Here is a 26,951-nt window from a genome sequence, read left to right on the forward strand (position 1 = left end):
CCCGCGCCCGGCCGCCCCCGACGCCGCTCGCCGCCGGGCGGCTAGGCGCGGGGGCGGCTGTCGCGCAGGTGCCGCAGGCCGGTGTCCAGGGCGGCTTCGAGGTGCGTGATGCGGCCGGTGGACAGCAGGATCAGCACGCCGCCCTGGACCCCCGCGAGCAGGGCCGCCGCGGCGTGGTCCGGGTCCAGGGCCGGATCGATCTCGCCGGCGGCCTGCATGTGCCGCACGCCCGCGGCCAGCTCGGCCTGCCACTGGTCGATCAGCTCGGCCACCACCGCCTGCGCGCCCGGCGTGGTTCTGCTGATCTGGGACATCACGACGTTCAGCGGGCAGTGCCGGCCCTGTTTGCGATAGCGTTCGACGACCCGGTCACGCCAGTCCTGCCAGGCCGCCCAGGACGTGAGGTCGCCGAGTTGCGGCTGCTGGTCGGTCAGCACGCGGCCGGCCTCCAGGCGGGCCACGGCCAGCAGCAGCTCGTCCTTGCCGCCGGGGAAGTAGTGGAAGAGCTGGCTGCGGCTGGTGCGCGTGCGAACCCGGACGTCGTCGAGGGTGAGGTCGAGCAGCCCGTTCTCACGGATCTCGGCGGCCGTTCCCTCGATGATCCGTTGCCGCGTCGCGGCGCCCTTCGCGGTCAAAGTGCCCATGCATCCCTCTTTTTCTGGACTTGCCAGTCCATTTTGCCACAGGCAGCATGAGCCGCGCACGTATCGGGACACCTGAAAGAAGCACCACCGTGAGCGCACGCCTGCACAACCGCACCGCCCTCGTCACCGGCTCGACCGACGGGATCGGCGTCGCCATAGCCCGCGCCCTGGCCGCCGAGGGCGCCTACGTCGTGGTCAGCGGCCGCGACGCCGCCCGTGGCGAGAAGGTCGTGGCCGCCATCGCCGAGTCCGGCGGCCGCGCCGGGTTCGCCCGGGCCGACCTGTCCCTCGGGGCGACGGCCGTACGCGAACTGGCCGCGACCGCCACCGAGCTCGCCGGCGGCCGTCTCGACATCCTGGTCAACAACGCGGCCATGCTGCTCGTACCGACCCCGACGGCCGAGGTCGGCGAGGACGTCATCGACCGGGCGCTGGCGGTCAACGTCAAGGCCGCCTTCCTGCTCACCGGCCTCCTCGCCCCCGCCATGGCGGCCAGGGGCGCGGGCGCCGTCGTCAACCTGGGCTCGATCGCCGGCCTGTTCGGCACCGGCGGCTCGGCCCTCTACAGCACCACCAAGGCGGCGATGCACTCGCTGACCAAGTCGTGGGCCGACGAGTACGGGCCCTCCGGCGTCCGGGTCAACACCGTGGCCCCCGGCCCCACGCTCACCGAGAAGGTGGCGGCGATGGAGGAGCACCTCGCACCCATGATCGCCCGGATCCCGTCACGGCGGCCCAGCACGCCGGAGGAGGTGGCGAAGGCCGTGGTGTTCCTCGTGAGCGACGACGCCTCGAACATCCACGGCGCCACGCTCTCGGTGGACGGCGGCCGCGCCGCGATCTGACACGGGATCCGGTGCCCGCGCGCGAGCGGGGTAGGGGGCAGCCATGGCGAAGGTCGAACGGGAGCAGATTCTGGCCTACCGGCTGCACGGTCACCAGCTTGCCGAGCCGGCCCCGGCCACCGGCCTGGCCGAGGTCGCCGGGCGGTGCTACCCCCAGAACACCCCACCGGGATCGGCCGGGCTCGCGCTGTCGGCGCGGGTGCGGGACGTGACGGAGGAGACGCTCGCCGAGCAGCTCGTGGGGGAGAAGGCGCTACTGCAGGCGTTCGGGGCGCGCGGGGCGCCGCACGTCTTCCCCGTACGGGACGCGGCCGTCTTCACCCGCGGGCTGCTGCCCGGGAACGAGGAGGCGCTGCGGGAGTTCCTCGGGGGTGCGGTGCCGTCGCTGGACGAGCTCGGCATGACCGCGGCCGACCTCGTCCGGTACACCTGCGAGGCGGTCGCCGACGTGCTCGACGGGACCGCTCTGATCAAGGACGACCTGGGGCGGGCGGCGGGGGAGTGGATCACCGGGCGGTTGCCCGCCGGGCTGCGGAACGGCTGGAACGGGCACTCGCCCTACTCCCCGAAGCAGTTCATGGGGGAGTCGCTCGTCCGGTTCGCCCTGCCCGTGGCGTCCCTGCGCGGCATCCTCTGCCATGGGGGCAGGGAGGGGCGCTCGCCGCTGCTGCGGCGTACCGACCAGTGGGTGGGGCGGGTCCCCGGCGGTGACCGGGACGCGTCCGCGGAGCTCGTCCGGCGCTACCTGCGCTGTCACGGCCCCTCCACCGCGCGGCACTACGCCGAATGGGGCGGGATCGGGATCGGGCAGGCGGAGGCGGCGTGGGAGGCCGTGCGGGACGAGCTGGTCGAGGTGGACCTCGGCTCCGGCGTGGCGTGGGTGGCGGCGGGGGAGCTGGCGCGGCTGGAGTCGCCGGCCCAGCCGGGTCCCGAGGCGGGCCCCCAGGCGGGCCCCGAGGTGGGCAGGGTGCGGATGTTGCCGCCGCACGACCCGTACCTGCAGGCCAGGGACCGCGAGCGGCTGCTGCCGGACCGGACGTCGCACCGGCGCGTCTGGCGCACCTCGGGCAATCCGGGGGTGATCCTGGTGGACGGCGAGATCCGGGCCGGGTGGCGGCCGCTGACCCGATCGCGCCGGCTGGCCATCACCGTCGAGCCGCTGGGCAGGATCGCCCGCGCGCACCGCGGCCCGATCGAGGAGGAGGCCACCCGGATCGCCCGCCACCGCGGCCTGGAGCTGGGGGAAATCACCGGCTGGTGACCTCCTCGCCCCGATCGTGCGCCGCGGACGAATAATGGGGTTCCAGGAGCGTTCCAGGAGGAGACGACGTGAGCGATTCCGCGGCACTACCCCTGTTCATGAGCCGCTCGGTGTTCGACCCCGACCCCGAGCTGGCGACCGTGCGGGAGGCGGAGGGGGTGCGGCGGGTGAGCACCATGTTCGGGCAGGACGCCTGGATGGTCACCCGGTTCGCCGACGTCAGGGAGGTGCTCGGCGACCCGGCCCGGTTCAGCAACGCGCAGCGGACGGCCCCACGGCTCCCGGGCGTGGAGCTGACCGACGAGCAGATCGCCCGGATGCGGGCGGGCAACCTGCTGGCCTTCGACCCGCCCGAGCACACGCGGCTGCGCCGGATACTGACGCCCGAGTTCACGATGCGCCGGATGCGCCGTCTGGAGCCGCGCGTCAGGGACATCGTCGCCGAGCACCTCGACGCGATGGAGGCCGCGGGCCCGCCGGTGGACCTGGTCAGCGCGTTCGCGCTGCCGATCCCGTCCCTGGTGATCTGCGAGCTGCTCGGGGTGCCGTACGCCGACCGCGGCGACTTCCAGCGGCGTACGGCGAAGGCGCTCGACCTGTCGCAGCCCGTCGAGGAGCGCGTCGCGGTCCAGCTGGAGTCGCGCGCCTACATGACCGAGCTGGTCGCCCGCGCCCGGAAGGACCCGGGCGACGACCTGCTCGGCATGCTCGTACGCGAGCACGGCGACGACCTGACCACCGACGAGCTGATCGGCATCGGCGGCCTGCTGCTCCTGGCCGGCCACGAGACCACCTCCAACATGCTCGGCCTCGGCACCCTGGCCCTGCTGCGCCACCCCGACCAGCTCGACCTGCTCAGGAACGAGCCCTCGCGGATCAACTCGGCGGTGGAGGAGCTGCTGCGCTGGCTCAGCATCGTGCACTCGGGGACGTTCAAGTTCACCACCACCGAGGTCGAGCTGTCGGGCGTGCGCATCCCCGAGGGCGAGCTGGTGGTGTGCGCGCTGCCCGCCGCCAACCGCGACCCGGCGCTCGTCCCCGACCCCGACCGGCTCGACCTCGCCCGCGGCGACCTCGGCCACGTGGCCTTCGGCCACGGCGTGCACCACTGCCTGGGGGCGCCGCTGGCCAGGATGGAGATGCACCTCGCCTTCCCGGCGCTCTTCGAGCGCTTCCCCGGCCTGCGCGAGGCCGGGCCGCCCGCCGAGTTCCGCGCCTTCAACGTCGTGTACGGGCTGACCTCCCTCCAGGTGGCCTGGTAGCCGCGACCTCAGCCCTTGAGCCCGCTGAACGTCATGGTCGCCACGAACTGCCGCTGGGCCACCACGAACGCGATGATGAGCGGCATCGTGGCCACCACGTTGCCGGCCATGAGCAGCGACCACTGCGTGTGCCGGGTGCCCTGGAAGTTGGCCAGGCCGAGCTGGATCGTGTAGAGGCTCTCGTCGCTGATCGCGATCAGCGGCCAGATCAGGTCGTTCCACGAGCCCAGCAGCGTGAACACGGTGAGCGTCGCCAGGGCCGGCTTGGCCAGCGGCAGCACCACCCGCCAGAACACGCCGAACGTTGAGCACCCGTCGATGCGGGCCGCGTCCTCCAGCTCGGCGGGCAGCGAGAGGAAGAACTGCCGCATCAGGAAGATGCCGAACGCCGACGCCAGCCACGGCACGAACGCCGCGGCCAGTGTGTCGACCAGGCCGAGCCGGCTGAACATGACGTACGTCGGGATCATCAGCAGCTGGGTCGGGATCATGATGGTCGCCAGGATCACCAGGAACCCGGCACCCTTGCCGAAGAACTTCAGCCGCGCGAAGCCGTACCCGGCCATCGAGCAGAGGATCAGGTGCGAGACCACCGCGACCGCGGCCACGATGATCGTGTTCAGCAGCCAGTGCAGGGCCGAGGACTCGGTGAACAGGCCGATGAAGCCGTCGAGCTGCAACCGGCTCGGGATGAAGCGGGGCGGGAAGCGGTTGATGTCGCTGTCCGGCATGAACGCGGTCAGCACCATCTGCACCAGCGGCAGGGCGAACAGCAGGGCCGCCGGCATCAGCAGCAGGTGCCAGGGGCTGAACGGCAGGCGTCTCATCAGAAGGCCTCGATCTTGCTGCGCCGGGAGTAGAGGATCATCCCGACGGTGATGAGAATGGTCACGGCGAACAGCCCGTAGGCCACGGCCGAGCCGTAGCCGAACTTGGTGAGCTTGAACGCCTGGGTGTAGACGTAGTAGACGATCGTCTGGGTCGCGCCCAGCGGGCCGCCCCTGGTCGTGGTGAAGACCAGGTCGAACAGCTGCAGCGCGGTGATCGTCTGCCAGATGGAGGTGAAGACCGTCACCGGGCCCAGCGCGGGCAGCGTGACGTGCCTGAACACCTGCCAGCGGTTGGCGCCGTCCATCCTGGCCGCCTCGACGACGTCCTTGGGGATGTCCTGCAGCGCGGCGAGGTAGACGACCACGGTGAACCCGACCTGCCCCCACAGCGCGATCAGGCAGATCACCGCGAGTGCCTGCGAGTGGCTCTCCAGGAACTGCTGCTGCGGCAGGCCCAGGGTGCGCAGCACGCTGTTGGCGGCGCCGTACTGGGGGTTGAAGACGAAGTTGGCCAGGATGCCGGTGGCCGCCGCCGACGCCACGAACGGGACGAAGATGCACGTACGGTAGAAGCCGACCAGCCTGATCGGCCGGTTCAGCGCGACGGCGATGAGCATCCCGAGGAAGATCGACGACGGCACGAACAGCAGCGTGAACACCACCGTGTGCTGGACCGCCGACAGCAGGTCGGGATCCTGGGCCATGAGCTGGTAGTTCAGCCAGCCGATCGGCTTGGCCGGGGAGATGCCGTTCCACTTCTGCTGGGAGATGAGGAACGCCCACACCGCCGGGAAGATCGACAGGCCCACCACGATCGCGGTGGCGGGGCCCGCGAACCCCCACCCGACCAGGGTGCGGTTCAGCCACCGCACCCTGGTCGCAGGGGCTGCCGTCCGGTGCGCGGCCGGGCGGCGCCCGGCGAACAGCAGCGACATCGTCACCCCCCGGCCAGGGCCTGGGCCGACTTGGTCGCCGCCTCGTCCAGCGCGGCCTTGGGCGTGGCCGCGCCCTGCATCGCCTTGGCGATGGCCTCACCGACGTATCTCGACATCTCCACGTATCCGCTGACCGTGGGCCGGGCCTGCTTGGCGTTCGCCAGGTTGTCGACCAGCTTCTCGACGCCCGGGAACTCCTTGACGTAGGTCTCGTACTCGGGCATCGACGTCTCGGAGTGGCGCAGCGGCAGGTTGCCCTGGGCCAGGTTCCACTGGGCGTCGCCCTCGGCCGAGGTGAGCCACTTGATCAGCTCGTACGACCAGTAGGCCCGGTTGGCGTCGCCGTTGTCGAACAACGTCCACAGGTCGGGGCCCGACACCGTCTGGTGGTCGCCGTTCGTGCCCGGCAGGTAGGCCACGCCGTAGTCGGTCTTCTTCTCCTTCAGGTCGAACAGCGTCCACGGGCCCGAGATGATCATCCCGATCCGGCCGTCCGCGAACAGCGGCGCGTACCGCTCGTCGGTCTGGTCGAGGTAGACGCTCTTGTCGTCCACCGCCATCGCCCGCAGGAACTCCAGCGCGTCCACGCCGGCCTGGGAGTTGAACGCGGCCTTCTTCTGGTCGGGCGTCAGGACGCTGCCGCCGCGCTGCCAGAGCAGCGGCCAGAAGTGCCAGGTGGTGTCCTCGGAGGCGCTCACCGAGTACGCCGTCCCGTACACCTTGGCCGCCGGGTCCGTCAGCTTCTTCGCCGCCGCCCTGAAGTCGTCCCAGGTCCAGTCGTCGGTCGGGTACGGCACCTTCTTGGCGTCGAAGACCGTCTTGTTGTAGAGCAGCGCGAGGTTGTCCACGATCGCCGGGAAGCCGATGACCTGGCCGTTCGGCGTCGCGGTGGTGCGGGCCGCCTCGGGGAACTCCTCCCACTTGACGGCCGGGTCCTCCACCTTGGCCGTGAGGTCGAGGGCCTTGCCGGACTCCTGGAGCTGCGAGGCCCAGCTCCCGAAAGCATACGAAATATCGGGATACACGCCGCTGGCGAAGCCCGCGGAGAGCTTCTGCAGCAACTCGTCGGTGGTGGACGCGCCCGAGGAGACCTCGATGGTGACGTTGGGGTGCTGCTGGGTGAACTTGGCCGCCAGTCCCTCAAGGATCTTCTCGGCGTCGGCGGTCTGGCCCGTCCACCAGGTGAGCTTCACCTTCGCCTGCGGGTCCACCGTCTTGGGGCCTTCCTGGGACGACCCCCCGCAGCCTGAGGCCGCCAGGATGATCGCCGCGACCAGGGCCACCGCGGTTCTTCTTCGCACTGTGGATGCTCCTCCCGGAATGTTGGAGCCAATCATGGTTACTTTCGAAGTCTTGTCAATACCTTCGAAAATCCGCAAGGGTTGACAAGGTTTCACAACTCCTGGGACTGTGCCGTGGTGTCCAGAACGACCTTCGACCTTCTTGTCGTAGGCGACGCCAACCCGGACGTGATCGTGTCGGGTTCGCCTCGCCATCCCGAGTTCGGCCAGCGCGAGCAGCTCGTCCCCGCCGCCGGCCTGGTGCTCGGCGGCTCCGGCGCGATCACCGCGTACGGCGCCGCCCGCCTCGGCCTGCGCACCGCGTTCGTCGGGCGGGTGGGGGACGACCCCGCGGGGGCCTTCGTGCTGGACGCCCTGCGCGGCGGCGGCGTGGACGTGTCCGCGTGCGCCGTCGATCCCGCCGTGCCCACCGCCATGACCGTGGTGCTGGTGGACGGCGACGACCGGGCCATCCTCACCGCCCCCGGCTGCCTCGACCGGCTCTCCGCGACCGACGTGCCGCCCGGGCTGATCGAGCGCGCCGCGCACGTCCACGTCTCGTCGTACTTCCTGCAGCCGCTGCTGGCCGCCGGGCTCGCCGGGCTGTTCGGCCTGGCCAGGGCCGCGGGCGCGTCCACCTCGCTCGACACCAACGACGACCCGGCGGGCCGCTGGGCGGGCCTCGACGAGGTGCTCCCGCTCACCGGCGTCCTGCTCCCCAACGAGTCCGAGGCCCTGGCCATCGCCGCCGCCGTCTCGGGCGTCACGGAGAGCCTCGACCTGGAGCGGGCCGTGCGCGAGCTGGCCGCCCGCGGCACGCTGCCCGTCGTCAAGCGCGGGGAGCGGGGCGCGCTCGCCTTCGCCGACGGCGAGCTGGTCGAGGCGCCCGCGCGGCCCGCGACCGTGGTCGACGCCGTCGGCGCCGGAGACAGCTTCAACGCCGGCCTGCTCGCCGCGCTCCTGCGCGGACTGCCGCTGAGCCGGAGCATGGGCGTGGCCGTGGCCTGCGGCACCCTTTCCACCCGCGCCGCCGGGGGCACCGCGGCGCAGCCCACCTGGGAGGAAGCAACCTCATGAAGAAGATCGTGTTCGTCGGGGCGGGGAGCGTCGTCTTCACCCACGGACTGCTCGCCGACCTGGTCAAGTTCCCCGAGCTGCGCGGCATGCACATCGCGCTGCACGACATCGACCCCGAACGCCTCCAGGTGGCCGAGGCCGTGTCCCGCCGCATCACCGAGGGCGCCGCCACCGTCACCGCCCACCTCGACCGCCGCGAGGCGCTCGAAGGCGCCGACTTCGTGATCAACATGGTGCAGGTCGGCGGCTACGACGCCACCGTCACCGACTTCGAGATCCCCGCCAGGTACGGCCTGCGGCAGACCATCGCCGACACGATCGGCGTCGGCGGCGTGTTCCGCGCGCTGCGGACGTTCCCGCTGCTCGACGCGCTGGCCGCGGACATCGCCGCCGTGTGCCCCGACACGCTCCTGCTCAACTACACCAACCCGATGGCGATGAACGTCTGGTACCTGTCGGGCAAGGTCAAGAACGTGGTCGGCCTGTGCCACTCGGTCTACTGGACGATGCGGGGGCTGGCCGAGCTGGTGAAGGTCCCGTACGAGGAGATCTCGTACGTCGCGGCCGGCGTCAACCACCAGGCGTGGGTGCTGCGCTTCGAGCGCGACGGCGAGGACCTGTACCCGCGCCTCGACGTGGACGACCCGGAGCTGCGGCGGCGGGTTCGGGTGGACATGTACCGGCGGCTGGGCTACTACCCGACGGAGACCAGCGAGCACTCGGCCGAGTACGTCCCGTGGCTCATGCACCACGACTCCGAGCTCGACCGGCTGCGCATCCCGGTGGGGGAGTACCTGCGGGTCAGCGAGGAGAACCTGGCCGAGTACAAGCGCACCCGCGACCTCGTACGGCACGGCGGCGAGCTCGACATCGCCGGGACCGACGAGTACGCCCCGCAGATCATCCACAGCATCGTCACCGGCACGCCCCGCGTCGTCTACGGCAACGTGGTCAACGACGGGCTCATCTCGAACCTGCCGCACGGCTGCGTGGTCGAGGTGCCCTGCGCGGTGGACGCCACGGGTGTCCGCCCCACGGCGATCGGCGCCCTGCCCCCGCAGTGTGCCGCTCTGAACAGGAGTTATGTCAACGTCAATGAGCTCACTGTACGTGCCGCGCTGGAGGGCGACCCCCGCCATGTCAGGCACGCCCTGATGATGGACCCGAACACCGCCGCCTCACTCACGCTCGACGACATCTGGCGGATGGCCGACGACCTGACCCGCGCCCACGGCGACCACCTCCCGGAGGCCCTGCGCGCGTAACCGGATCGCCACCGGAGCGCTCGGCGGGAGAACCCGGCGCCCTGCCCGCCGCGCTCAGCGGGCGATCTCGACCTCCAGCCCCTTGTCCCGCAACGCCGCGACACATTCGGGATCGGCCGAATCGCCCGTGATCAGCAGATCGATCTCCCCGATCGCGCAGATCGGCGCCATCTCCACCACACCCAGCTTGGACGCGTCCGCGACCAGGATCTTCCTGGCCGCGGCGCGCAACATGCGCTGTTTCATCTCCGCGTCCGGCAGGCTCACGTTCGTCACCCCGCCCGCCGCGTCCACCCCGCCGCAGCCCAGGATGACGGTGTGGGCGCGGATGCCCTCCAGCAGCTTGCCGCCCAGCGGATCGACCAGCGAGTGCTGCTGGCGGCGCAGGCTGCCGCCGGTCACGACCACCGAGATCCTCGGCAGCGCCGGCTCCAGCTCCAGCGCCGTGCGCAGCCCGTTGGTGAACACCGTCACCTCGGTCAGGTCGGAGCGCGCGACCAGCTCCCTGGCCACGTAGGAGGTCGTGGTCCCCGCCCCCATCAGCACGCTCTCGCCCGAGCCGACCAGCCCGGCGGCCACCTTCGCGATGAGCGACTTCTCCACCGCCGCCGTGCCCAGCGACAGCTCGAACGACGGCTCGACGTGCGGCGCGGGCCCGGCCGACACGGCGCCGCCGCGCACCCGCCGCACCTTGCCCTGCTCCTCCAGCGCGTCCAGGTCCGCGCGGACGGTCACGCTGGACACCCCGAACGCCTCGGCCAGCTCCGCGACCCGCACGAACTCCTGCTCGGTCAGCATGGCCAGCATGCGCTCGCGCCGGACCTCGGTCGGCATCGACTCCATCATGCACGGACCGCCGGCGGCAGCAGGTCGCCGTGCGCCTCGATCAGCTCGTCGCAGAGCCGCTCGATCTCGGGCAGCGGCAGCGTGGCCCCCGTGTTCGGGTCGAGCATCGCCGCGTGGTAGACGTGCGTACGGTCGCCGTCGAGCACGGCGCGCACGGTCAGCTCGACCACGTTGAGGAACGTGCGGTTGAGCGCGACGAGCTGCACGGGCAGGTCGCCGACCGCCCGCGGGCGCACCCCGGCGGCGCCGACCGCGGCCGGCACCTCCACGCAGCACCCGTCGGGCAGGTTGCCGATCAGGCCCCGGTTGGCCACGTTGACGTAGATCTCCTTCTCCTCGCCGGTCAGCATCGCCAGGATCATCGCGGCGGCCGGCTCCTGGTGCTGCCATCGGATGAGCAGCGGGTGACCGGCGGACAGGGCGCGCCGCGTCTCCTCGTAGAGGTGCAGGCTCTTGCCCACGCGGCGCAGGTATTCCTCGACCGGCACGCCGAGCCGGCTCGTCTCCTCGGGATGCCGCATGATCCACGGCACGTATTCGGCCGCGTGCTCGCTCGACTGCGTGGGGAAGTAGCCGAACTTGCGGTAGAGCTCCGCGCGTACGTGCCGCCTGAGCTGCGGGTCGGCCTCCAGCACGGCGTCGAGCTCGGGATAGAGCGACCGGCCCGCGGCCTCGAAGCGCAGCACGAACGACTGGTGGTTGAGGCCGGCGCTGAGGAAGCTCACCTCGTCCTCGTCGCGCCCGACCAGGTCCGCCAGGTACGCGTGCGTGTCGCACACCGAGTGGCACAGCCCGGCGAACCGCTCGAACCCGGTGGCCTCGTGGACCGCCCACCCGGTCATCGCCATCGGATCGCTGCAGCTCAGCAGCCAGGCGTCGGGGCACTCCTCGGCCATCTGGGCGGCCAGCTCGACCAGCACCGGGATCGTGCGCAGGCCGCGGAAGACGCCGCCGATGCCGATGGTGTCGCCGATGGTCTGGCGCAGGCCGTACCGATGGGGGATCTCGAAGTCGCGCAGCGTCGCCTCGAACCCGCCGACGTCGAGATGGCTGACCACGAAGTCGGCGCCCTTCAGCGCCCGCCGCCGGTCGAAGACGCTGCGGATCTTCGCGCCCGCGCCCGCCTCGCCGTCCAGCGCCCGCACGAGCGTCTCGGTCGTCGCGAGCCGGCCCGGGTCGTCGTCGTGCAGCACGATCTCCAGCTCGCCGTGGAGCGAGGGGGCGAGCATCAGGGCGGAGACCACGCGGCGCGTCAGTTCCACGTCACCGACCCCGATGAAGACGATCCGCGCCATCCACGAAGTATCGCACGCCTGCCACCCAGGCCGGCCCGCCCGCCGAACCGGGGCGAGACCGCCGGAAAGCCGCTTGCCCGTCCGCCGCCGGCCATGTTGTGATCTGCGATGCGGAGACGCGTCCGAGGTGAGGAGGGGTGGTGCGCCGAGAACATGCGGCCGGCCCGGCCGGGCTCTGAGGTCAGGGGACGACGCCGACGCCAGTGAGGGCGGGACGACACCTACCGCCGGCGGCTGAGGAGGCTCGGCCGACAGTGACCGGGACAATCAGGCAAACCCGGTCGTGGTACGGATCCGTGGGATGAGAACGCCGCGGTGAAGCAGGAGGCGGAACTAATCGCCGACCCCTGACGAGGGGGAACCGGCGGTGAACCGGTCCCTCGCCCGCATCGAGCCTGGGAGCCGTCGAGCCGGGCCCGTCCCGGCCCAGACGGAGAGAACGAAACGGAACCCTGCGCTCCGGTTGAAGATCACTTCTTCGACCCGGAGGCGGAGACCATCGGCAGGGCTGCCCAGAACCAGGGCTTCACATGTGACAACTGCGGCGCCGTGGTGGTGCCGTTGAGCAACGGGAGTTACCGCAATCACTGTCCCACGTGCTTGTGGTCCAAGCACGTGGACCTCGAACCGGGCGATCGCGCGGCGGCCTGCCGCGGGCTGATGCGCCCGCAACGGATCGAGCACCGTGGCCGCAAGGGGCTGGTGATCGTTCATCGTTGCGTGGCGTGCGGTTTCGTCCGGCCCAATCGCGTCGCCGACGATCCCGGGCAGGGCGACGACATCGACGCGATCATCGCGCTGATGCTCGGCGGCGGGTGAGGGGCTGATGCGGCGTCCACGCGAGTGACCGGCCTCGGCGCCACTCGCGTGGACACCGCTCCGCGCCGGGCGGCCGGGGCAATCGTGGACGTGATCGTCATCGACCCGGTCCTGGAGCTCTCCCCGACAACGGACTTCACCTCCTGGCCGCCCTCCTCCCCACGGTGCCTCTGCAGCTACGAGGCTTCCTCATCAGCGGGCCGCTCGAACGCGCGTGAGTATGCGGGAGGATGTCCGGGGTGGATCCCGAACTGTCGTCTGAGCGGGTTGCCGATCTTCTTGTCGGGCAGGTACCCGAGTTCGACCCGTTGCTGCGGGAGCATCTCGACTCCAACGGGGAGGTGCTGCAGCACGTGCTGTTCGGAGACCTCACCCGATTCGTGCTCGAGGCTCATCGGCAGGGCCGGGAGGAGCTGGTCGAGCGGTGTCTCGCTTTTCTCTCCGTGGCTCTACATGCCTCTGACGTGCGGGTCGGCGAGCTCGTGGCGGTGTCGTTCGTGGAGAACGTCGGCCCGTGGGATCCAGGGGTCGCCGATTTCATCGCCTCCTGGCCGGACGCTCTGCGCGCGGAAGCAGAGCGGCAGGGATGGCGACCGCTGGGCTGAGCGGCGGCACCTGCCCTTGCTTGGACGCGGTTGGCCGCCATGATCGCCTGCTGGTCCCGATGCGGTGCCAGTCGTCAGCGTCGTCGTGGAGGCGGCGTCGTGCTCCCGCTGAATGTCTGAGTACATTAACAATATTCATCTGGTGAAGGGGGCAAGGTGACCGCCCATCTGAAGGGCTCATACCCGGCGGACGAGCCGGCCTGCTCGATCGAACGGAGCCTGCAGATCCTGGGAGAGCGGTGGACATTCCTGATCCTGCGCGAGATCTTCCGGGGCAGGCACAAGTTCGCCGAGATCAGGGACGCCCTGGGCATCGCTCCCAACCTCTTGAGCGCCCGGCTGAAGACACTCATCGGTGCCGGGGTGCTGCGCACCCTCACCTACAGGGAGCCGGGCAGCAGGCAACGAGAGAGTTACCACCTCACCGAGGCCGGCGCGGATTTGCAGGTGGTGCTGGGCGCCTTGCAGCAGTGGGGCGACGTCCACCGCGCCCGATCGGCCGGGCCCTCGGCCCTGCGCAGGGCGCGCTCCACGGGCGAGCCGGTGCGGGTCGCGTTCGTCGACAGCGCCGGCCAGGAGGTGGCCGGCGCGGACGTGCATCTCGACATCCGCCCCTGAGGCCGGTCCTCACACTGCACGGGCTCCGTGGTCATCCGCTCCGGGTGACCCTCGCCCGTCCACGTCGGGCCCGGAGCCAAGGTGTGAGCCCCGAAGGTGGCGCAGTGGTCACCCAGCGACGCGCTCGGGCAGCAGTCGCGGGATCTCTCGCTGCCCGCCGGTGGGCACCTCGGCCTGCCGGTGGCCGGGCGCTGAACGCCGGAGGGCCTTGGGGACGCGGCTTTGCCGGATGTTGAGGTAGGGCGCGGGGTCACCGGGCAGGCACGGGGTGGATATGCGGCAGGAGGTGCCCGGCCGGTGGGCGTCCGGTCCTGCATCGCCGGCACGCCAGGCCTTGGCGGGCAAGCAGAGAAAGGAACCCCGTGATGACTTCTGTGAGGGCCGACGCATCGGGCCAGTACATGATCGACGATGCTCTCCCCGTCAACCGCCTCGGCTACGGGACCATGCAGCTGACCGGCCCCGGCGTGTGGGGGCCGCCGGCCGATGAGGACGAGGCCGTGCGGGTTCTGCGCCGGGCGGCGGAGCTCGGTGTGACGCTCTTCGACACCGCCGACTCCTACGGCCCGTTGGTCGCCGAGCCGCTGCTACGGCGCGCTCTCGCCCCGTACGACGAGAGCATCGTCATCGCCACCAAGGCAGGGCTCACCCGGCAGGGCCCCGACATGTGGACACCCGTCGGCAGACCGGCCTACCTTCGCCAGCAGTGCGAGATGAGCCTGCGCATCCTCGGAGTCGAACGGATCGCGCTGCTCCAGTTGCACCGCGTCGATCCCGACGTGCCCATCGAAGACCAGGTCGGCGAGCTGAAAGCGCTGAAGGACGAAGGGAAGATCGCGCACATCGGCCTGTCGGAGGTGAGCGTCGACCAGATCGAACAGGCTCGCGCCATCGCGCCGATCGCCTCCGTGCAGAACCTGTACAACCTGGCCAACCGCGCGGCCGAGAACGTGCTCGACTACTGCGAACGCCACCACATCGCCTTCATCCCGTGGTTCCCGCTGGCCACCGGCGGCCTGGCGAAGGCCGGTGGACCGCTCGAAGCCATCGCCTCCCGGCTGTCGGCCACGCCGTCACAGCTCGCGCTCGCGTGGCTGCTCCACCGCTCACCGGTCATGCTGCCCATTCCCGGCACCTCGTCGGTCGATCACCTGGAGCAGAACGTGGCCGCCGCGGGCCTGCAGGTGACCGATGACGACGTCGCCGAGCTGACCGCGGCCGTCACGTCGCCAAGCTGACCTCGGCGATACACCCCCGGTGAGGGCACCCGCTCCCGTTCCGGGCGGCCGGAACGGCGGGCTCGGCGAGCGACGCCCTCATGGGGCCCACGGCACCGGGTCACCTGGGCCGCCGGTCTCCTCGGCGCAGCCGGCCGAGGCAGGGTCGGGGGCCGCCGGGGTCCGGCGGAGCGGATGAGCGGCAGGGCCGCCGGTCACGCAGGCCGGCGGCGTGGCGGAGCCGCGTGTCCAGCTGTCCTGCGCATCCGCCGGGCTGCCGGACACCGATGAGAACAGCAGCGTTCCGGCCGTGGCGACCACAGCCGCGCCGGCGGCCACGAGCGCGACGCCGCGCCTCCGGCGATCGGCCCTCGAGGACGCGGGAGCGGTCGGCGCCGTCGTCGCCGAAGCCGGCGACGCCGCATGCCTGCCCTCCGCCCGGCCCCGCCCAGAATCGCCGGCGGCACGGTGCTCAGGGCGGTGCTCAGGGCGGTGCTCGGGGCGGTGCTCGGGGCGGTGCAAATTGCGGTGCTGGTGACGCTGCTGACGGTGCCGATGACGGCTGGCAGGCCGGACATCGCGCGCGGGAGCGGTGTCGCTGACGGCGGATGACGGCCCGCGGTCGCCGCCGACGAGGCCGCACAGCACCTCCACGGCCGCCGGACGAGCCGCCGGATTCTTGGCCAGGCACGCCGCAACCAGCCGGCGCAGCTCGTCGGGCAGGCCGGAAAGGTCGGGCTCGGCGTGCAGGACGGCGTTGAGCGTCGCCGGCACCGTACCGCCGGCGAAGGCCGGTCGGCCGGTGGCCGCGAAGACGATCGTGCCCGCCCACGAGAACATGTCGGAGGCGGGAGTGAGCGGCTGGTCGTCCAGCTGCTCCGGCGCCATGTACGCCGGCGTGCCGGCCGGCTCGGTCGAGCCGGTGGTCGCGTCCAGCGCGTACGCGATCCCGAAGTCGATCACCACTGGCCCTTCCGGGCCCATGATCACGTTGCTCGGCTTGAAGTCGCGGTGCACGATCCCGGCCGCGTGGATCGAGGTCAGAGCGGTCAGCGTGGTGACCGCCAGCCGCTCCAGCCCGCTGCCGCTCCGCGGCCCGCCCTCCTTGACCAGCGCCTCCAGCGACGGCCCCGGAACGTATTCGCTGATGATGTACGGACGCTCCTGGGTGAAGCCGGTCTCCAGCACGCGGGCGGTGGAGAAGGTGGCCAGCCGCTGTGCGATCTCCGCTTCCCGGCGGAACCGTTCCCTGACGTGGGAGTCGGCGGCGAAGCAGGAGTGCAGCATCTTGATCGCCACCTGCCGCCCACCGGGGGACTCGCCGAGGAAGACCGCGCCCTGGCCGCCTTCGCCCAGCCGTCTCACCAGGTGGTAGCCGCTGACGTGTGCCGGGCCTTCGGGGTCCGGCACAGGAAGATCCTGCATGGTGTGTCACCTCTCCTGATCGTGCCGTGCTGCTCGGTCCCGGGCGGTCATGGAGGGCTCCTCCGGGAGTTACTTTTGGTCACTGATGTACTCTTCGATAACCGGTAACAGCAACGTGACCTGGTCACTTTCAGGTGACGGAGGAGGCGGGAGCCCATGTCGCACCAGGCTGAGGCGGACAGGGTGCTGCGTTCGTTGGACAGGACGTGCCTCGAGCACGACCCCGATGTTCTCCGGTCCGTGCTGGACCGGGTGGGTGACAAGTGGAGCCTGATCCTCATCGGGTTGCTCGAGAAGGAGCCGATGCGCTTCACCGAGCTGCTGCGGACGGCGCCCGGCATCTCCCGCCGCATGCTGTCGCTGACGTTGCGCAGCCTGGAGCGTGACGGGCTCGTCAAGCGCGTGGTCTATCCGGAGATCCCACCCCGGGTCGAGTACGAGGTCACCCCGTTCGGACGCACCCTGTCCGAGCCCGTCCTGGTGCTCGCCCGCTGGGCGGCCGACAACCAGGACACGATTCGCGCCAACCGCCACGCCTTCGACAAGGCGGCCGGACACGACACCGACGATCTCGACTGAGCCCTGGCCGGTTCACCCGATGTGACCACGGTTCAGTTGAAGTTACCGATCACCGGCGTGTAGTCAGTACTTGGAAGTCACTGAGGCCGGCGGCGAGCACTGCTCCAGCCGTCGGCGCACGTACGGGAGATGATCGTATGTTTTCGCCCACCCGCTGAGCCGATCGACGGCTCGGCGATGACCTGCCGACCGGGCAGGTGATCCAGAGTTCCGACCGGCCCGCGAGGTCCCGCACCGCGGAAACGCCGGCCCCCGCCGCCCGATCGCGCGCACCCCACCGCGTCATGCTCCCGCCCCGCCCTGCTCCAGGGCTTCCTTGGCGACCCCACAACACGGGTCGCCTGCCATGTCACACATGACTACCGCGACACATCCCTGTTGAAAGGACCATGCAATGACCCGCATCGGCATCATCCTCGGCAGCACCCGCCCCGGCCGCAACGGCGAACAGGTGGCGCACTGGGTGCTGGAGCACGCCTCCCGGCGCACGGACGCCGCCTTCGAGCTCGTGGACCTGCTGGACTACCCGCTCCCGCACCTGGACGAGCCCATGCCGCCGGCCTACGGCCAGTACCAGAACGAGCACACCAAGGCGTGGGCCGCCAAGATCGGCTCCTACGACGGCTTCGTCATGGTGACGCCGGAGTACAACCACTCCACCTCGGGCGTGCTGAAGAACGCCATCGACTACCTGTTCGCCGAGTGGAACCACAAGGCCTTCGGCATCGTGTCCTACGGGAGCGTCGGCGGCGCCCGGGCGGCGGAGCAGCTGCGGTTGATCGGCGGCGAGCTCAAGCTCGCCGACGTGCGCACCAACGTGGCCCTGTCGCTGTTCACCGACTTCCGCGACTTCAGCAAGCTCGCGGCCGGTGAGCACCAGGTGGCGGCCCTCACGACCATGCTCGACGAGGTCGTCGCCTGGAGCCGCGCCCTGGCCCCGCTCCGCCAGGCCGCCTGAACCCGTGCCGGCCGGGGCCTTTCCCCACACACGCCCCGGCCGGCACGGCACCACCGCCCGCGGAGATCCGGTGCGTCCGGCCTCCCGCCGCGACGCCCGAGCTGGGCGTCGATCACCTTGGAACACCACAGAGCAGGAGGAACCGTGAGCGTCGGCAGGGTCGAACACCCACATTTCGAGCTGGGGCTCAACTCGTTCGGAGAGGTCGCGACGGACGGCGGACGCGTGCTCAGCGACGCCGAGACCGTGCGCCTGCTCGTGGCGGAGGCCCGGCTCGCTGAGGCGGTGGGGCTGGACGTGTTCAGCGTGGGCGAGCACTACCGGGAGGGGCACAACGACTCCGCCACCCCGGTGCTCCTCGCCGCGATCGCCACCGCCACGCGGCGTATCAGGCTCGGCACGTCCGTGACCGTGCTGAGCACCAACGACCCGGTCCGGCTGTACCAGGAGTTCTCCACCCTCGACGCGGTGTCCGACGGCCGCGCTCAGATCGTGCTCGGCCGCGCCTCCGCGACGGAGTCGTTCCCGCTGTTCGGCTACGACCTGGCCGACTACGAGCGGCTGTTCGAGGAGAAGCTCGACCTGTTCCTCCGGCTCGAACGGGAGGAGGAGGTGACCTGGTCGGGAACGGTCAGGACCCCCCTCACCCGGCAGCGGCTGCACCCCCGCATGCGCCCGGGCGGCATCCCGACCTGGATCGGCGTGGGCGGCAGCCCCGACTCCGTGGTGCGCGCCGCGCGCCATGGCCTGCCCCTCATGATGGCCATCATCGGCGGACAGCCCCTGCGCTTCGCGAGGAACGTCGCGCTCTACCTCAAGGCGCTCGAGCGCTTCGGCCATCCCGAGCTGCCGATCGGACAGCACTCGCTCGGCCTCGTCGCCGACACCGACGAGGAGGCCGTCGAGACCTGGTGGTCGTCCTGGCAGCCGGTCGTCGCGGCGCTCGCGGCCGAGCGCGGCTTCTACGCGCCAAGCCGGCAGCGGTACGAGGCCGAGCTCGAGCACGGCGCGCTCTTCGTCGGATCGCCGGAGACGGTCGCCCGCAAGATCGTCCGGATGGCCCGCGACCTCCACCTGAGCCGCTTCGACCTCAAGTACGACATCATGCACCTTCCTCGCGAGGCCCGTGCCCGCACGATCGAGCTGCTCGGCCGCGAGGTCGCCCCGCGTGTCCGTGAGCTGCTCGCCGCCGACACGGCCGGCTCCTGACGCCCGAACCCTCACGGCACCCCGAACAAGACACCCGGACGAGGCGGCTTCACCTCCGGGCAGGACGATGACGCCACCCGACAGCGACCTGGAGCGACCATAAAACCCGGCGACGTCCGCACCATCGGCATCCTCGGCGCCGGCAAGGTCGGCACCGTGCTGGCCCGCCTCGCGGTCGCGGCCGGCTACCACGTCCTGATCGCGGGCTCCGGCGAGGCGGCGCGGATCTCCCTGATCGTCGAGGTCGTCACGCCCGGCGCGACGGCGGTGACCGCGGCGCGGGCCGCGTCCGAGGCGGACGTCGTGGTGCTCGCCCTGCCGCTCGGCAAGCATCGCGACATCCCGGCCGAGGCGCTGCGGGGCAGGCTGGTGCTCGACGCGATGAACTACTGGTGGGAGATCGACGGGGTGCGCGACGACCTCACCGACCTGCGTACGTCCTCCAGCGAGATCGTCCAGGACTTCCTGGTCGGCGCCCGGGTCGTCAAGGCCTTCAACCACATGGGCTACCACGACCTCGAAGAGGGCGCCCGTCCGGCCGGCGCCGCCGGCCGGAGCGCGATCGCCGTCGCCGGGGACGATCCGGACGACGTGGAGGTCGCCGCCGCGATCGTGGACGCGCTCGGCTTCGACCCGGTGATCGCGGGCCCGCTCGCCGAAGGCGTCCGCCTGGAGCCGGGGACGGAGCCGTTCGGCGCGAACGTCGGCGCAGCCGAGCTGCGCGCCATGCTCGACCGGTTCCCCGAGTCGCCGCGCGGGCGCGAGGTGCTCCGCGCGCGGCGGGGAACGTCCTCGGGCGGTGGAGCGTTGACCTCCAAGCCTGAGTTGCAAATATAAACTCAGGCGTTAGGATGGCGCCTCAGAGGCGTCGATGCCGGGCGGAACGGCCCGGGGAAGCCCGAGCCGGCCCGCACGGCATGCGGGCATGACAAGCGCACGATGAGGAAGAACCATGCGAATCAAGGGATCGGTCGCCCTGGTCACGGGCGGAAATCGCGGAATCGGCCGCGCGTTCGCCCGCGCGCTCATCGACCACGGTGCGGCGAAGGTCTACGTCGGCGTCCGCGACCCGGCGAGCGTGCCGGACGCCGACGTCGTTCCCGTGCGCCTGGACGTCACCGACGAGGCGAGCGTCGCGGCTGCCGCGGCAGCCGCGGGCGACGTCTCCATCGTGATCAACAACGCGGGGATCGGCGGTGCGAGCACCAAGCTGATGGAGGGCGCCTTCGACGGCGCGCGCCAGGCGATGGAGGTCAACTATTTCGGCACCTGGGCGGTGTCCCGCGCCTTCGCTCCCATCCTGGCCAGAAACGGGGGCGGAGCCCTGGTCAACATGCTCTCGGTGGCGTCCTGGGTCGGTCAGCCGCAGTTCCCCGGGTATGCCGCTTCCAAGGCCGCGCAGTGGTCGCTGACGGACGCCCTGCGCAAGGCGCTGGGCGAGCAGGGAACCCTGGTGGTCGGGGTGCATGCGGGTTTCGTGGACACGGATCTCAGCGCCTGGACCGACGCGCCGAAGATCAGCGCCGGCACCGTGGCCGAGCTGACCATGGACGCCCTGATCCATGACCGGTTCGAGGTCCTGGCCGACGAGCAGAGCCGGAGCGTCAAGGCCGCACTGTCGGAGCCGGTCGGCGCGCCGTCCGGTCCCTGATCCGGCGCTTCGGCCCGCGGCCCATGTCGGCCCTGCCTTTACGGGGAGCGGTGGGTGGGATCACCGGGCAGCTGGACGACGAGCATCATCCACGTCCGCGCAAAGTGGTATTTGACCAGGGCTTTCTTGCTTCTGCGGATGATGGGGATGATCCTTGGGCTGGACGTTTGTATCGCCCAGAGCGAGGAGCAGGAGCCATGCCCCAGGCGTACGACCCGCGCCACACGGCCGTGCTGCTGGTCGATCCCTACAACGACTTCCTGTCCGAGGGCGGCAAGATCTGGCCGCGCGTGGCGTCCGTGGCACAGCAGGTCGGACTGCTGGACCACCTGCGCTCCGTGATCGCATCGGCCCGGGAGGCCGGCGTACGGGTGATGATCGTTCCGCACCGTCGCTGGGAGCCGGGCGACTACGAGACATGGGATCACCCCAACCCCACCCAGCGCGCCATCATGGAGCGGCACAGCTTCGCCCGCGGGACCTGGGGCGGGGAGTTCCACCCCGACTTCCAGCCGCAGCCCGGCGACGTCGTGGCCCGGGAGCACTGGGCGCAGAGCGGGTTCGCCAACACCGACCTCGACTTCCAGCTCAAGCAGCACGGCATCACCCATGTCGTGCTCGTCGGCCTGCTGGCGAACACCTGCATCGAGTCCACCGGCCGATTCGCCATGGAACTCGGCTACCACGTCACCCTGGTGCGCGACGCCACCGCGGCGTTCCTCCCCGAGATGATGCACGCCGCCCACGAGCTGAACGGCCCCACCTTCGCCCACGCCATCACCACCACCGGGGAGCTCACCGCCGCGTTCGAGGGGGCGCACGCATGAAGCCGGTGCTCCACCGGCTTCCGCGGCGCCTGCCGACCTTGGGTGACCAGGGCGTTTTCCTTGGATCACCCGGGGGCAGACTGCACGAATCCCGTCGTGCCGGCCTTGGTTACGAGCGCAGGAGGCGCAGGTCATGGACATGAAGCTCGAAGTGGTCGTGGTGCCGGTCGCGGATGTCGACCGGGCCAAGGACTTCTACACGGCGCTGGGCTGGCGGCTGGATGCCGACGTCGCCACCGGTGAGGACTTCCGGGTGGTGCAGGTGACACCGCCCGGCTCGCCGGCCTCGGTCATCTTCGGTACGTCGGTCACGTCCCAGGCGCCGGGTTCGGCGCAGGGCCTGCACCTGATCGTGGCCGACATCGCCGCCGCGTACGAGGAGCTGAAGCGGCTCGGCGCCGGCCCGAGCGAGGTCTTCCACGACGCCGGCGGCGTCTTCCACCACAGCGGCACCGACGCCCGGGTGCCCGGCCCGGATCCGCAACGCAGCAGCTACGGCTCGTTCCTGTCGTTCAGCGACCCCGACGGCAACGGCTGGGTGCTGCAGGAGGTCACCACCCGGCTCCCGGGACGGCTGGACCCGTCCGCCACCGCCTTCGCCGCCGCCTCGGACCTGGCGAACGCGCTGCGCCGCGCCGCGGCCGCGCACGGCGAGCACGAGGCGCGCACCGGCGCCGAAGACCCCAACTGGCCGGACTGGTACGCCGACTACCTGGTGCGCGAGCAGGCCGGAAGCGAGCTCCCGTCGTGAGCGCGCGCGCCCACCGTGCCGTCACCGGCCCGCGACCGTTCGAGCTGATCGGATGACCACGACCAGGCTGCCCCGGCAGGAATGTGCGATCACCGTCCTGGGCGGGCCGACGGCTGTCATCGACATCGGGGGTCTGCGCATCGTCAGCGACCCGACCTTCGACGAGGCCGGCCCGCACGGATACCTGACGAAAACGGCGGGTCCCGCCGTCCCCGAGGACGCCCTGGGCGCGATCGACCTGGTGCTGGTCAGCCACGACGGCCACCCGGACAACCTCGACGAGCGCGGACGCGTGTTCGCCAGAACCGCCCCGCTGGTCATCACCGGCCCGCTCTCCACGGCACGACTCGGTCCTCCCGCGGTCGGCCTCGCCGGCTGGAACGGCTACCAGGTGCTCCGCGGCGACGGCGCGGGCCATCTCACCGTCCAGGCGGTGCCCGCCGTCCACGGCCCCGAAGACGGCGATCGCGATGCCGACGGCAACGTCAACTGCGAGGTCACCGGGTTCGTCCTGTCCGGCCCGGGACTCCCCACGGTCTACATCAGCGGCGACAACGCCTCCATCCGTACCGTGGCGGAGATTTCCCGCCGCGTGCCGGACATCGACGTAGCCGTGCTCCACGCCGGAGCGGCCCGCGTGCCCGCGAAGTTCGGCGGGCGCCCCCTGACGTTCGACAGCCGGCGGGCCGCGGCCGCCGCGGCCGTCCTCGACCCGGATCTCGTGATTCCGGCCCACTACGACGGCTGGGCCCACTTCTCCGAGGGACTGGCCGACCTGGAGCTGGCCTTCGACGAAGCCGGCCTGACCGCGCTTCTGCGGACGGCCCCGCACGGCACCTGGACACCTTTGCACCGCTGACGCCCTGACGCGTCACCCGATCACCCAGCAAGATCTGTTGCGTATGTGATACGGCATTGGGATTTACAGCGCCTGGTCAAGATCGCTTTCTCTTCCCTAAGATTCCCTCCGGTTCTATCCCTTCCGTACCATAGAGGCACATTTGTCACTCTCATCCCGGCACAAGCATGTGCTGGCAGCATCGAGCATCGCCCTGGCCGCGTTCGCGGCCGTTCCACCCGCCGGCGCCACCTCGACCGCGGCCCCGGCGTTATCCCCCTCCACCGCCGCCGCGCCCGCGCGTACGGTCACCCTGATCACCGGTGACAAGGTGACCGTCACCACCGCGCCGGACGGTGGCGTGACCCGCACGGTGCTGAGCCCGGACGGGCGCCCCGTGGACGCCGTCACGCACGCGGAAGGCGGCGAGACGTACGTCTACCCCCGGTCCGCCCTGAAGTACCTGGCGGCCGGTCTGCTGGACCGGGACCTGTTCAACGTCACCCGGCTGCTGGCCGACGGATACGACGACGCGCGGCGTGACCGCCTTCCGCTCATCGTCTCCTACACCGACGCCGCCGCCCGCGCCCGGACCTCGGCCCTGCCCCAGGGCGCCCGGCAGGTGCGCGCCCTGTCCAGCATCCAGGGCGCCGCCGTGGACGCCGACCGCTCGGCCGGGTTCTGGGCCGCGCTCACGAAGGACGCCCGCGTCCCCGACGCCTCCGGCCGCACGAGCGCCGAGCCGGCGCTCTCGGGCGGCATCGCCAAGGTCTGGCTCGACGGCAAGGTACGGGCGGAGCTCGCCGAGAGCACCGCCCAGATCGGCGCGCCCCAGGTGTGGGCGGGCGGCAACACCGGCGAAGGGGTGGACGTCGCCGTCCTGGACTCGGGCGTCGACACCGCTCACCCCGACCTGGCCGGTCGCGTGGCGCGGGCCGAGACCTTCGTGCCCGATCAGACCGTCGAGGACGGCCAGGGGCACGGCACCCACGTCGCCTCCACCATCGCCGGCACCGGCGCCGCCTCCGGCGGCAAGGAGCGCGGCGTCGCCCCGGGCGCCCGTCTGCACGTCGGCAAGGTTCTGGACAACGCCGGTGAGGGCCAGGAGTCCTGGGTGCTCGCCGGCATGGAATGGGCCGCCCGCACCGAGCGCGCCAAGATCATCAGCATGAGCCTCGGCGCCGGACCCACCAACGGCACGGACCCGCTCAGCGCGGCCGTCAACCAGCTCAGCGCCGAAACGGGCGCCCTGTTCGTGATCGCCGCCGGCAACTCCGGCCCCACCGGCTTCACGGTCGGCGCGCCCGCCGCGGCCGACGCGGCCCTCGCCGTCGGCGCGGTGGACGGCGCGGACCGCCTGGCCGACTTCTCCAGCCGGGGCCCGCGCGCGGGTGACCGCGGCCTCAAGCCGGAAATCACCGCTCCCGGCGTCGACATCCTCGCGGCACGCTCGCGGTACGCCGCGGAGGGCGAAGGCCACTACCAGACGATGAGCGGCACCTCCATGGCCACGCCGCACGTCGCGGGCGCGGCGGCGCTGCTGGCGGCACGGCATCCGGACTGGACGGGCGGCCAGTTGAAGGACGCCCTCGTCAGCACCGCCAAGCCCACCCCCGGCTACACCGCCGCCGAGGCCGGCAGCGGGCGCCTGGACATCGCCGCCACCAGCGCGGCCACGGTCTTCGCGACAGCGAGCGCGTTCGCGGGCTACCACGCGTACCCCATCGAACCGGGCACCACGAGCACGAAGGACGTGACCTACACCAACATCGGGGACACTCCGGTCACCTTCGATCTCACCACCCGCGTTACGGGCGCGCCGCAGGACGCGTTCACGCTGTCGCAGCGGCAGATCACCGTCCCGGCGCACGGCACGGCCACCGTACGCGTCACGGCGCACTACGACGAGGTGCCGGCCGACACCACGGTCACCGGTACGGTCGAGGCCACGGACGCCTCCGGCACACCGCGGGCCCGCACCCTCATCGGCGCCGCGGAGGAGGGGGCGCGTCACGTCCTCACCCTCACCGCCAAGGACCGCGCCGGCCGGCCGATGGGCGGCGAGCTCATCCTGACGGGCAAGAAGTTCTTCGCCCCGCTCTACCTGGACGAGTCCGGCACCGGCAGCGTGCGCATCCCCGAAGGCACCTACACCACCTGGCTGGACGCCGACGTGGAGGGCACGCACGGCCCCCACTCACGCGGCTTCGGCCTGCTCACGGTGACCGACATCGCACTCGACCGGGATCGCACCGTCGTCATCGACGCGCGCAAGGCCCGGCGCCTGACCGCGGTCACCCCCAAGCCCAGCTCCCTGGACGGCATGCGGGTCGACGTCTACCGGGGCGTCGCCGACGACGACTACACCGCCAGCAGCCGGTGGCCGGACGCGTCGTACGACAGCGTCTGGACGCTGCCGACCGGCGGCAAGGTGGGCGTGGGCGAGTTCGAGGTCGGCGGGCACTGGCGGTTGAACCAGCCGGCCCTGACCGTCTCCACCTCGGATCACGTCTTCGACGACGCGCTGGTGCACCGCGGCGCGGCCCCGCTGCCCAAGGGCCGCCACACGCTCGAGGCGATCTTCGCCGGCGACGGCGGCGCCGCCGCCTACCCGTCCAGGGGTGCCGCGGGCAAGGCCGTGGTCGTCCGGAACAACGGCACGGTCGGCCGCGAGGAGCAGGCCGCCGCGGCGGCGGCAGCGGGAGCGAAACTGCTGCTGGTCGTCAACGACGGCCCCGGCCGCATCACCCCCTGGAACGACCCGCTCTACGGAGCGCCCAACCTGGCGCCGCTGGCGGTGGCCTCGCTGGGCCTCGACGAGGGCGAGCAGCTGATCGCGCAGATCCAGCGCGGGCGGCGCACGCTGCTCGACGTGACGTCCAACCCGACCACCGAGTACGTCTACGACCTGGTCCACTATTTCGAGGACGCCGTGCCCGCGGACCCGACGTACCGGCCCAGGGCCAAGGACCTGGCCCGGGTGGACGTCTCGTTCCGTAACTACCGGCAGTCCAGGGTGATCGAGGCCCGCCACGACTACTGGCGCTTCGGGTACACCTCCGCCACGAACGTGGCCGCTTCGGAGGCGCCGGCCATCGGCGAGCGCACCGACTGGGTCACGGCCGGGGTGCGCTGGCACGAGCAGGCGACGATCAACCGCGAGGTCGGCCAGCAGAGGGATCGTCCCGTGACGTACCGGGCGGGCACCAGCACGGACCTGCACTGGTTCGGCCCCGTCCACCGGCCGCGCTCGGCGCCCGGCGCGTCGCCGCTGCGCCTGGACGACACCCTGCAGGTGGTCCTGCCCGGCTGGGGCGACTCGGGAGCCGGCCACATCGGGGACACCTTCCTCAACAGCATGGTGTCCAACTCGCTGAAGCTGTACCAGGGTGACGGCCTGCTGGGCGAGGCACCCTACGACCAGCTGGTCGTCGGCGGCCTGCGGCCGGAACGGCTGCCGTACCGCCTGGTGTCGGAGAACTCCCGCGGCACCTGGGCGAACCCCTACTCCACCGCCACCCGCACCGAGTGGGGCTTCACCTCCGAGGCGGGTGCCTCCGGCGCGGTGGAGCGGCTGCCACTGATCCAGCTCGACTACGCCGTGGACACCGACGTGGCCGGCAAGGCGCGCCGCCGCGCCGACCTCACCGTCGTCCCGTCCCACCTCGACGGCGTGGCGGGGGCGGGTGACCTCCGCACCCTCACCCTGGAGATCTCCTACGACGACGGGACGACCTGGCACCAGGCCCGCCTCGACCGGGGCAGGGACGGCTGGCGGACCCGCCTCGACGCTCCCGCCGGAGCCTTGTTCGTCACGCTCCGCACCGCCGCGGGCGACACCCGGGGCAACACCGTCACCCAGACCATCACCCGAGCGTTCGGTCTGAAGTGACGCCGTCGGTGGGAGGGCCGCC

General features: G+C 71.4%; 25 protein-coding genes. 18 read left to right on the forward strand and 7 right to left on the reverse strand.

Features of this window, described 5'->3' with window-relative positions; genetic code table 11:
- Positions 1-41 precede the first annotated feature (41 nt).
- A complete protein-coding gene (locus tag ACBJ59_RS22380) occupies positions 42-644 on the reverse strand; it encodes a TetR/AcrR family transcriptional regulator (protein WP_375112164.1) in 603 nt (200 codons plus the stop codon).
- Between the two features lie 89 nt (positions 645-733).
- Between ACBJ59_RS22380 and ACBJ59_RS22385 the strand changes: the two genes are divergently transcribed.
- The 3 genes from ACBJ59_RS22385 to ACBJ59_RS22395 all read left to right on the forward strand — a co-directional run bounded on the left by ACBJ59_RS22385 (position 734) and on the right by ACBJ59_RS22395 (position 4,012).
- On the forward strand, positions 734-1,489 hold the full coding sequence (locus tag ACBJ59_RS22385; protein WP_375112165.1) for an SDR family NAD(P)-dependent oxidoreductase: 756 nt from the start codon (positions 734-736) through the stop codon (positions 1,487-1,489).
- 43 nt (positions 1,490-1,532) lie between these two features.
- Positions 1,533-2,750 (forward strand): winged helix DNA-binding domain-containing protein, encoded by a 1,218-nt coding sequence (locus tag ACBJ59_RS22390; protein ID WP_375112166.1) that lies wholly within the window; start codon positions 1,533-1,535, stop codon positions 2,748-2,750.
- A gap of 68 nt (positions 2,751-2,818) precedes the next feature.
- The gene (locus tag ACBJ59_RS22395) at positions 2,819-4,012 is read left to right on the forward strand and encodes a cytochrome P450 (protein ID WP_375112167.1); all 1,194 of its coding nucleotides are present in this window, start codon (positions 2,819-2,821) and stop codon (positions 4,010-4,012) included.
- 8 nt (positions 4,013-4,020) lie between these two features.
- Here the strand turns inward: ACBJ59_RS22395 and ACBJ59_RS22400 are convergent, their stop codons facing one another.
- The 3 genes from ACBJ59_RS22400 to ACBJ59_RS22410 are packed head-to-tail and all read right to left on the reverse strand — an operon-like array spanning position 4,021 to position 7,078.
- Positions 4,021-4,839 (reverse strand): carbohydrate ABC transporter permease, encoded by an 819-nt coding sequence (locus ACBJ59_RS22400; protein WP_375112168.1) that lies wholly within the window; start codon positions 4,837-4,839, stop codon positions 4,021-4,023.
- Positions 4,839-5,777 carry a carbohydrate ABC transporter permease gene (locus tag ACBJ59_RS22405; protein WP_375112169.1) on the reverse strand — a complete coding sequence of 313 codons (939 nt, stop codon included), beginning with the start codon at positions 5,775-5,777 and terminating at the stop codon, positions 4,839-4,841. Before ACBJ59_RS22405 ends, ACBJ59_RS22400 begins: the two co-directional genes overlap by 1 nt.
- 2 nt (positions 5,778-5,779) lie before the next feature.
- Positions 5,780-7,078: an ABC transporter substrate-binding protein gene (locus ACBJ59_RS22410; protein WP_375112170.1), complete on the reverse strand. Its 1,299-nt coding sequence runs from the start codon at positions 7,076-7,078 to the stop codon at positions 5,780-5,782.
- Between the two features lie 117 nt (positions 7,079-7,195).
- Here ACBJ59_RS22410 and ACBJ59_RS22415 point away from each other — a divergent pair, with 117 nt between their 5' ends.
- Positions 7,196-8,134 (forward strand): carbohydrate kinase family protein, encoded by a 939-nt coding sequence (locus ACBJ59_RS22415; protein WP_375112171.1) that lies wholly within the window; start codon positions 7,196-7,198, stop codon positions 8,132-8,134.
- Positions 8,131-9,399 (forward strand): alpha-glucosidase/alpha-galactosidase, encoded by a 1,269-nt coding sequence (locus ACBJ59_RS22420; RefSeq protein ID WP_375112172.1) that lies wholly within the window; start codon positions 8,131-8,133, stop codon positions 9,397-9,399. Before ACBJ59_RS22415 ends, ACBJ59_RS22420 begins: the two co-directional genes overlap by 4 nt.
- A 54-nt stretch (positions 9,400-9,453) precedes the next feature.
- Here the strand turns inward: ACBJ59_RS22420 and ACBJ59_RS22425 are convergent, their stop codons facing one another.
- Positions 9,454-10,233, reverse strand: coding sequence for a DeoR/GlpR family DNA-binding transcription regulator (locus ACBJ59_RS22425; protein ID WP_364122528.1), 780 nt, complete (start codon positions 10,231-10,233; stop codon positions 9,454-9,456).
- An 8-nt stretch (positions 10,234-10,241) separates the two neighbouring features.
- Positions 10,242-11,540: an alpha-glucosidase/alpha-galactosidase gene (locus ACBJ59_RS22430; protein ID WP_375112173.1), complete on the reverse strand. Its 1,299-nt coding sequence runs from the start codon at positions 11,538-11,540 to the stop codon at positions 10,242-10,244.
- Between the two features lie 498 nt (positions 11,541-12,038).
- Between ACBJ59_RS22430 and ACBJ59_RS22435 the strand changes: the two genes are divergently transcribed.
- The 4 genes from ACBJ59_RS22435 to ACBJ59_RS22450 all read left to right on the forward strand — a co-directional run bounded on the left by ACBJ59_RS22435 (position 12,039) and on the right by ACBJ59_RS22450 (position 14,820).
- A complete protein-coding gene (locus ACBJ59_RS22435; RefSeq protein ID WP_375112425.1) occupies positions 12,039-12,359 on the forward strand; it encodes an RNHCP domain-containing protein in 321 nt (106 codons plus the stop codon).
- 239 nt (positions 12,360-12,598) lie between these two features.
- On the forward strand, positions 12,599-12,964 hold the full coding sequence (locus ACBJ59_RS22440) for a hypothetical protein (protein WP_375112174.1): 366 nt from the start codon (positions 12,599-12,601) through the stop codon (positions 12,962-12,964).
- A 156-nt stretch (positions 12,965-13,120) separates the two neighbouring features.
- Positions 13,121-13,582 carry a winged helix-turn-helix transcriptional regulator gene (locus ACBJ59_RS22445; RefSeq protein WP_375112175.1) on the forward strand — a complete coding sequence of 154 codons (462 nt, stop codon included), beginning with the start codon at positions 13,121-13,123 and terminating at the stop codon, positions 13,580-13,582.
- Positions 13,583-13,947: 365 nt separating this feature from the next.
- On the forward strand, positions 13,948-14,820 hold the full coding sequence (locus ACBJ59_RS22450; RefSeq protein WP_375112176.1) for an aldo/keto reductase: 873 nt from the start codon (positions 13,948-13,950) through the stop codon (positions 14,818-14,820).
- 78 nt (positions 14,821-14,898) lie between these two features.
- On the opposite strand, the gene ACBJ59_RS22455 is transcribed toward ACBJ59_RS22450, so the two are convergent.
- On the reverse strand, positions 14,899-16,224 hold the full coding sequence (locus ACBJ59_RS22455) for a serine/threonine-protein kinase (RefSeq protein WP_375112177.1): 1,326 nt from the start codon (positions 16,222-16,224) through the stop codon (positions 14,899-14,901).
- Between the two features lie 156 nt (positions 16,225-16,380).
- On the opposite strand from ACBJ59_RS22455, the gene ACBJ59_RS22460 reads away from it, so the two are divergent.
- From ACBJ59_RS22460 to ACBJ59_RS22500, 9 genes are all read left to right on the forward strand, one after another.
- Positions 16,381-16,803 carry a helix-turn-helix domain-containing protein gene (locus ACBJ59_RS22460; protein ID WP_364122547.1) on the forward strand — a complete coding sequence of 141 codons (423 nt, stop codon included), beginning with the start codon at positions 16,381-16,383 and terminating at the stop codon, positions 16,801-16,803.
- Positions 16,804-17,197: 394 nt separating this feature from the next.
- A complete protein-coding gene (locus ACBJ59_RS22465) occupies positions 17,198-17,761 on the forward strand; it encodes an NAD(P)H-dependent oxidoreductase (protein WP_364122549.1) in 564 nt (187 codons plus the stop codon).
- Positions 17,762-17,905: 144 nt separating this feature from the next.
- Positions 17,906-18,970 carry an LLM class flavin-dependent oxidoreductase gene (locus tag ACBJ59_RS22470; protein WP_375112178.1) on the forward strand — a complete coding sequence of 355 codons (1,065 nt, stop codon included), beginning with the start codon at positions 17,906-17,908 and terminating at the stop codon, positions 18,968-18,970.
- 123 nt (positions 18,971-19,093) lie between these two features.
- Entirely contained in the window at positions 19,094-19,807 is a 714-nt protein-coding gene (locus tag ACBJ59_RS22475; protein ID WP_375112426.1) for an NADPH-dependent F420 reductase, read from the forward strand.
- Between the two features lie 115 nt (positions 19,808-19,922).
- Positions 19,923-20,621, forward strand: a complete 699-nt coding sequence (locus tag ACBJ59_RS22480; protein WP_375112179.1) for an SDR family oxidoreductase — start codon at positions 19,923-19,925, stop codon at positions 20,619-20,621.
- A 197-nt stretch (positions 20,622-20,818) separates the two neighbouring features.
- On the forward strand, positions 20,819-21,448 hold the full coding sequence (locus tag ACBJ59_RS22485) for a cysteine hydrolase (protein ID WP_375112180.1): 630 nt from the start codon (positions 20,819-20,821) through the stop codon (positions 21,446-21,448).
- Between the two features lie 133 nt (positions 21,449-21,581).
- Positions 21,582-22,199, forward strand: coding sequence for a VOC family protein (locus ACBJ59_RS22490; protein WP_375112181.1), 618 nt, complete (start codon positions 21,582-21,584; stop codon positions 22,197-22,199).
- A gap of 52 nt (positions 22,200-22,251) precedes the next feature.
- Positions 22,252-23,058 (forward strand): MBL fold metallo-hydrolase, encoded by an 807-nt coding sequence (locus tag ACBJ59_RS22495; protein WP_375112182.1) that lies wholly within the window; start codon positions 22,252-22,254, stop codon positions 23,056-23,058.
- Between the two features lie 142 nt (positions 23,059-23,200).
- Complete coding sequence (locus ACBJ59_RS22500; protein ID WP_375112183.1) at positions 23,201-26,929, forward strand: S8 family serine peptidase; 3,729 nt, start codon at positions 23,201-23,203, stop codon at positions 26,927-26,929.
- The last annotated feature ends 22 nt before the right edge of the window (positions 26,930-26,951 follow it).

Origin of the sequence: Nonomuraea sp. MTCD27, assembly GCF_041950495.1 — a bacterium.
Classification (GTDB): Bacteria; Actinomycetota; Actinomycetes; order Streptosporangiales; family Streptosporangiaceae; genus Nonomuraea.

Coding starts and splice junctions, on each gene's coding strand:
- ACBJ59_RS22380 (WP_375112164.1), bottom strand. CDS start 644: ATGGGCACTTTGACCGCGAAGGGCGCCGCGACGCGGCAACGGATCATC.
- ACBJ59_RS22390 (WP_375112166.1), top strand. CDS start 1,533: ATGGCGAAGGTCGAACGGGAGCAGATTCTGGCCTACCGGCTGCACGGT.
- ACBJ59_RS22400 (WP_375112168.1), bottom strand. CDS start 4,839: ATGAGACGCCTGCCGTTCAGCCCCTGGCACCTGCTGCTGATGCCGGCG.
- ACBJ59_RS22405 (WP_375112169.1), bottom strand. CDS start 5,777: ATGTCGCTGCTGTTCGCCGGGCGCCGCCCGGCCGCGCACCGGACGGCA.
- ACBJ59_RS22420 (WP_375112172.1), top strand. CDS start 8,131: ATGAAGAAGATCGTGTTCGTCGGGGCGGGGAGCGTCGTCTTCACCCAC.
- ACBJ59_RS22425 (WP_364122528.1), bottom strand. CDS start 10,233: ATGCCGACCGAGGTCCGGCGCGAGCGCATGCTGGCCATGCTGACCGAG.
- ACBJ59_RS22430 (WP_375112173.1), bottom strand. CDS start 11,540: ATGGCGCGGATCGTCTTCATCGGGGTCGGTGACGTGGAACTGACGCGC.
- ACBJ59_RS22450 (WP_375112176.1), top strand. CDS start 13,948: ATGACTTCTGTGAGGGCCGACGCATCGGGCCAGTACATGATCGACGAT.
- ACBJ59_RS22455 (WP_375112177.1), bottom strand. CDS start 16,224: ATGCAGGATCTTCCTGTGCCGGACCCCGAAGGCCCGGCACACGTCAGC.
- ACBJ59_RS22460 (WP_364122547.1), top strand. CDS start 16,381: ATGTCGCACCAGGCTGAGGCGGACAGGGTGCTGCGTTCGTTGGACAGG.
- ACBJ59_RS22465 (WP_364122549.1), top strand. CDS start 17,198: ATGACCCGCATCGGCATCATCCTCGGCAGCACCCGCCCCGGCCGCAAC.
- ACBJ59_RS22480 (WP_375112179.1), top strand. CDS start 19,923: ATGCGAATCAAGGGATCGGTCGCCCTGGTCACGGGCGGAAATCGCGGA.
- ACBJ59_RS22485 (WP_375112180.1), top strand. CDS start 20,819: ATGCCCCAGGCGTACGACCCGCGCCACACGGCCGTGCTGCTGGTCGAT.
- ACBJ59_RS22490 (WP_375112181.1), top strand. CDS start 21,582: ATGGACATGAAGCTCGAAGTGGTCGTGGTGCCGGTCGCGGATGTCGAC.
- ACBJ59_RS22495 (WP_375112182.1), top strand. CDS start 22,252: ATGACCACGACCAGGCTGCCCCGGCAGGAATGTGCGATCACCGTCCTG.